Raw genomic sequence first — 4,596 nt, forward strand, 5'->3', positions numbered from 1 at the left:
TCTGCACCCCCACTTGAGCCGCAGAGCACAAAAAGCCTCGCCCCAGCGCTCCAAAGCCTGTCTGTTAGGCCTTGCCTTCCGACCTGCGCCGCACGCAGGCCATGCGGAATATCCGGCCATGTCGGGTGTTTTTCCACCATCCCGCCGTATGTGAACAGCCTCACAACCCGTCCGGAAGGGGTGTAACCTTGTGGCTACACTCACGGGAACACGGCGTGCCAATCCCTAGTGCCCAGCTTGGTTTTCTCCCCACGCTGCGGTGAAGACGGAGCAGGGGACGTACGCGGGGCCACGATTGGGTGCGAGAGTTGGGCGCCTTTCTCCGCTGTTGGCATATAATATCCTGTTATAAATGAATATCAGTCGCGTTTCGCCGGGCGTGATGTGGCGGGTTCTCTGCGTGGTGCAGGTGGTGATTGGGACGCAAAGTGTCGGCTGTGCGACGCGCTGTGGAGCGGATTTCCGAGGGCTGGGGTTTACAGGGTGTAGCTTGAAGTTAGCAGTTTGTGGATGACACGGGAATGCCAGCTTTTATGATAAAAGCAATGAATTCGACATGTTATTCACGATTGTTCTTTTTGGAACGATGGTTGCTCTAAGGGGAGTGCTGCGCTCAGGGCAGACAGCGGGTCCGGGACAACCGTTCTCCCTGCCTACGGTAACGTGCTGACCCCACGGTCTTGCCTTGAGCGACATATCTTAAGGAGGATTCATGGCTTATGTCTGAAGCAAGTAGCAACGTCGTAGTGGATCAGGCGCAATCGTCCTGGTCGGACCTGTGGAAGAAAGAGGACTACCTTGCCATTTGGCTTGGTTTCTTCCTGCTCATTATCGGTGGGCTGATTTACTTTAATAATACCCCTGAGGGTATGGACGAAACCTTTGCCGAGTGCAACGCCATCATGGCTGCCGAGGCGGAGCGCGCTCCGTTCAAGACTGTGGCGTACCTGACGGCGCAGGACAAGAAGGAAGGCGTTCAGGGTAAAAAGACGTCCATTGGCAAAACCATTAAGTCGTGGACCAGCAAGCCCGGCACGTGGTCCAGCAACCCGCTGGACAGCTTCTACATGAGCGCCGAGCGTGCCAAGGAAATGAACGCCAAGTACGCGCCCAAGTACGAGGCCGCCAAGCTGGCCGCCAAAGAGGCGCGCACCGAGGCGCAGATTGCTGAAGCCGCTGCCGCCGCTGTGGGCTTTAAGAGCGCGGAGCTGAATCAGGTTGCGCAGGACAAGATTGAAAAGTGGCGCGCCGCGAAGGGCTCCATGAAGTCCGCCAAGAAGAAGGTAAAGCACAAGGCCTTTAACCGCTTCCCCACCCTGATTGGCCTGATGGTCGTCATTGGCCTGCTGTTCTCCGTGGGCATGCGCTGCATGGGCGAGAGCGCGGGCAAGTTCTTCAAGGGCTTCTGCTTTGTCTTCACCCTTGGCGTTATTGCGTACTTTATGTCGTACCAGTCCACGATGAAGCACTACGGCATTGGTTATGCCGCGTGGGCTATTTTCCTTGGTATGCTTATCTCCAACACCATCGGCACCCCGAAGTGGGTCAAGCCCGCCTTGCAGGTTGAGTTCTACATCAAGGCCGGTCTGGTTCTGCTTGGCGCCGAGGTGCTGTTCAACAAAATTATCGCCATTGGCGTGCCCGGCATCTTCGTGGCGTGGATTGTGACGCCTGTCGTCCTCATCTCCACCTACATCTTCGGTCAGAAGGTGCTGAAGATTCCTTCCAAGACGCTGAACATGGTTGTCTCCGCGGATATGTCCGTGTGCGGTACCTCTGCGGCCATCGCCACCGCCGCGGCCTGCCGCGCCAAGAAGGAAGAGCTCACCCTCTCCATCGGCCTGTCCCTGGTGTTCACCTCCATCATGATGATTGTCATGCCTGCCATCATTAAGGCCACTGGCATGCCCTTTATCCTTGGTGGCGCGTGGATGGGTGGTACCATCGACGCCACGGGCGCCGTTGCCGCTGCCGGTGCGTTCCTGTCCGAGAAGGCCCTCTACGTGGCCGCTACCATTAAGATGATCCAGAACGTGCTCATCGGTGTGACCGCCTTTGGTGTGGCTGTGTACTGGTGCACCAAGGTTGAGTGCGAAGCTGGTGGCAAGTCCATCGGCTGGATTGAAATCTGGCACCGCTTCCCCAAGTTCGTGCTGGGCTTTTTGTCCGCATCCATCGTGTTCTCCATCATGTACACCAGCCTCGGCACCGATGCAGGCTTCTCCCTCATCGACCAGGGCGTTATCCGCGGCTTTAGTAAGATCTTCCGCGGTTGGTTCTTCTGCCTGAGCTTCGCGGCTATCGGTCTCGCCACCAACTTCCGCGAGCTGAAGGGCTACTTCCGAGGCGGCAAGCCGCTCATCCTGTACTTCTGCGGCCAGTCCCTCAACCTCATCCTTACCCTGACCATGGCGTACATCATGTTCTACCTCGTCTTCCCCGAAATTACGGCGAAGATCTAAAGCTGAACTGATTGTGCCACCCCTCCGGACGGGGGACAGTGTCCCCCGTCCATCCCTCTTTACGAGGAGGTAGAGAAAAAATGGAACAGCAAAACAAGAGCCTTGCCCAGCGGTGGACGTCCTTTATCGTTGCCCTTGGCGTGACGTGGTTGGTCGTCTTTGTGGCGTGCCCGGCGCTGGTCAACGCCATCCCCGAAATGCGCCAGATGGCAGACTTCGTGGATGAAACGAACATCGAAACCGGCGAGTTTTACTACACGGATATCGAGTGCGTGGGGCACGCCAATATCGGCGCCCGCAGCACCTTTGACTATATGCCGAGCGGTCCCCAGCCCGACTAGGCAGTGCGCCGCCCTGTGCCGCGCCTGTTTCGTGAGCGCGCAAGGACGCCACGCCTCCCCCGGAATCCGGGACGAGGCGGGGGCGTCTTTGCGCGTTCTCGCATTTGTGGGCGGGAGTTAGTGCTGGTCCGGGCCGCCGGGGCGGAGCATGCGGTCTACGCGGTGGCTGACGTCCTTCAGGAACACCACCATGCGCACCGTGGCCGCCAGCAAGTAGGCGAGGCATTCACCGGGCGATGTGCCCAGCCCATACACATTGCTGTACAGGTGGAAGACAACCGCGAGCAGGCCGCCGCAGAAGAGGAGCGACAGGACACCCCGGTGCATGCGGGCCAGCGCTTCCTGCCGCGCAATCTCGTCGCGGTGGCGGAGTACCGCGGTGGCGATAAGGGTCATCAGCCCCATCCACGCGCGGCAAAAGAGGTCCACGCTCACAATGCCCATCAAGATGGCGGAAAGGATGCTGGACTGTCCGTTCATGCGTCCCCCTCGCGGCCAGAGTCCCGCATGATGCGGGTCTCCATCGTACAAAGAGAATAGTGCGGGATAAAGCGCCCCGTCAAATCCTTCCGTCAGCATGGGCGTCCGGCACGCAGGCCGTTGTGGGGCGAACTTTCCGCATTTTTGGGCCCCGCAGCGCGGCGTGCGGATTGTTTACTTTGCGCCAATTCCCGTGGTACCGTGCAACGATGGGCCACCAGTGAGTCCACAGGGATGACACCATGTCGGAATGACCAGCTGAAAGAAGGTGGGGCATGCTCAACACGCAGCGGCGGCAACGGGTACTTATCGTAGATGACTCCTCATTCAACATCAGTATGTTGGGTGAGGCGCTCTCGGACGATTACGATGTCAGCGTTGCGACCAATGGGACGGACGCGCTCTCCATCGCCGAATCCGACCCGCGCCCGGATCTTATCCTGCTCGACATCATCATGCCCGGAATGGATGGGCATCAGGTTTGCCGCGAACTTAAGGCCCGCCCCACAACACAAAGTATCCCCATCATTTTCATCACCGCCATGAATCAAGAGGGCGACGAGACCCGCGGGCTTGAACTTGGCGCTGTGGACTACATCACCAAGCCCTTCAGCATCCCCATCGTCAAAGCGCGCGTGCGCACGCATTTGGACCTCAAGCGCAAGACCGACATTCTGGAGAATCTCTCCTCCTTTGACGGGCTTACCAGCATCCCCAACAGGCGGCGCTTCGATGAAGTGCTCGACCTCGAATGGCGCCGCGCCCTGCGAAGCGCGCTGCCTATGTCCGTCATCATGCTCGACATCGACTTCTTTAAGCGGTTCAACGACAACTACGGCCACACCGCAGGCGACGACTGTCTGCGAAAAGTCGCCAAGCTCCTCGCAGGGCAACTCAAGCGACCCCACGACCTCGTCGCCCGCTACGGCGGTGAAGAGTTTGTCGTCGTGCTGCCGGAAACCGACTATGACGGGGCCTCCATCATTGGCGAAAGCATGCGCCTTGCCATCGAATCCAAATCCATCATGCACGAGTATTCCGAGATCGCCAGCGTCGTCACCATCAGCGTTGGCGTCGCAGCGACCATCCCCAGCCAAGAGAAGAACGCCGACGAGCTCGTTCACACAGCCGACAAAATGCTCTACCGCGCCAAAGAAGGCGGCAGAAACCGTGTCGAAGGCATGGTGCTGCCGTAGGTCGCGTTGCGTAGGCCTTTGGCGGGGGGTGGGAGGTGTGCCCGGAGTTTTTGTGCTCCGCAGGTTTAAGGGCCGTGGGCCCTTAAAAATCCCATGTGCGCACATGCCGGTTGCCTT

4 protein-coding genes are annotated in these 4,596 nt (G+C 58.9%); 3 read left to right on the top strand and 1 reads right to left on the bottom strand.

Translation table 11 applies throughout. The annotated features are described in order from the left end of the window. Positions 1–719: 719 nt before the first annotated feature. Together ACY69P_RS14380 and ACY69P_RS14385 are read left to right on the top strand one after the other, a co-directional pair. The gene (locus ACY69P_RS14380; protein ID WP_462327968.1) at positions 720–2,462 is read left to right on the top strand and encodes a YeiH family protein; all 1,743 of its coding nucleotides are present in this window, start codon (positions 720–722) and stop codon (positions 2,460–2,462) included. Positions 2,463–2,542: 80 nt separating this feature from the next. After that, on the top strand, positions 2,543–2,803 hold the full coding sequence (locus ACY69P_RS14385; protein ID WP_459900673.1) for a hypothetical protein: 261 nt from the start codon (positions 2,543–2,545) through the stop codon (positions 2,801–2,803). Between the two features lie 117 nt (positions 2,804–2,920). Here ACY69P_RS14385 and ACY69P_RS14390 read toward each other — a convergent pair whose 3' ends face one another. Further along, positions 2,921–3,283: a hypothetical protein gene (locus ACY69P_RS14390; RefSeq protein ID WP_459900675.1), complete on the bottom strand. Its 363-nt coding sequence runs from the start codon at positions 3,281–3,283 to the stop codon at positions 2,921–2,923. 275 nt (positions 3,284–3,558) lie between these two features. On the opposite strand from ACY69P_RS14390, the gene ACY69P_RS14395 reads away from it, so the two are divergent. Next, positions 3,559–4,479, top strand: a complete 921-nt coding sequence (locus ACY69P_RS14395) for a diguanylate cyclase (RefSeq protein WP_462327969.1) — start codon at positions 3,559–3,561, stop codon at positions 4,477–4,479. Positions 4,480–4,596: the final 117 nt, after the last annotated feature.

This window comes from Desulfobaculum sp., from assembly GCF_054921475.1.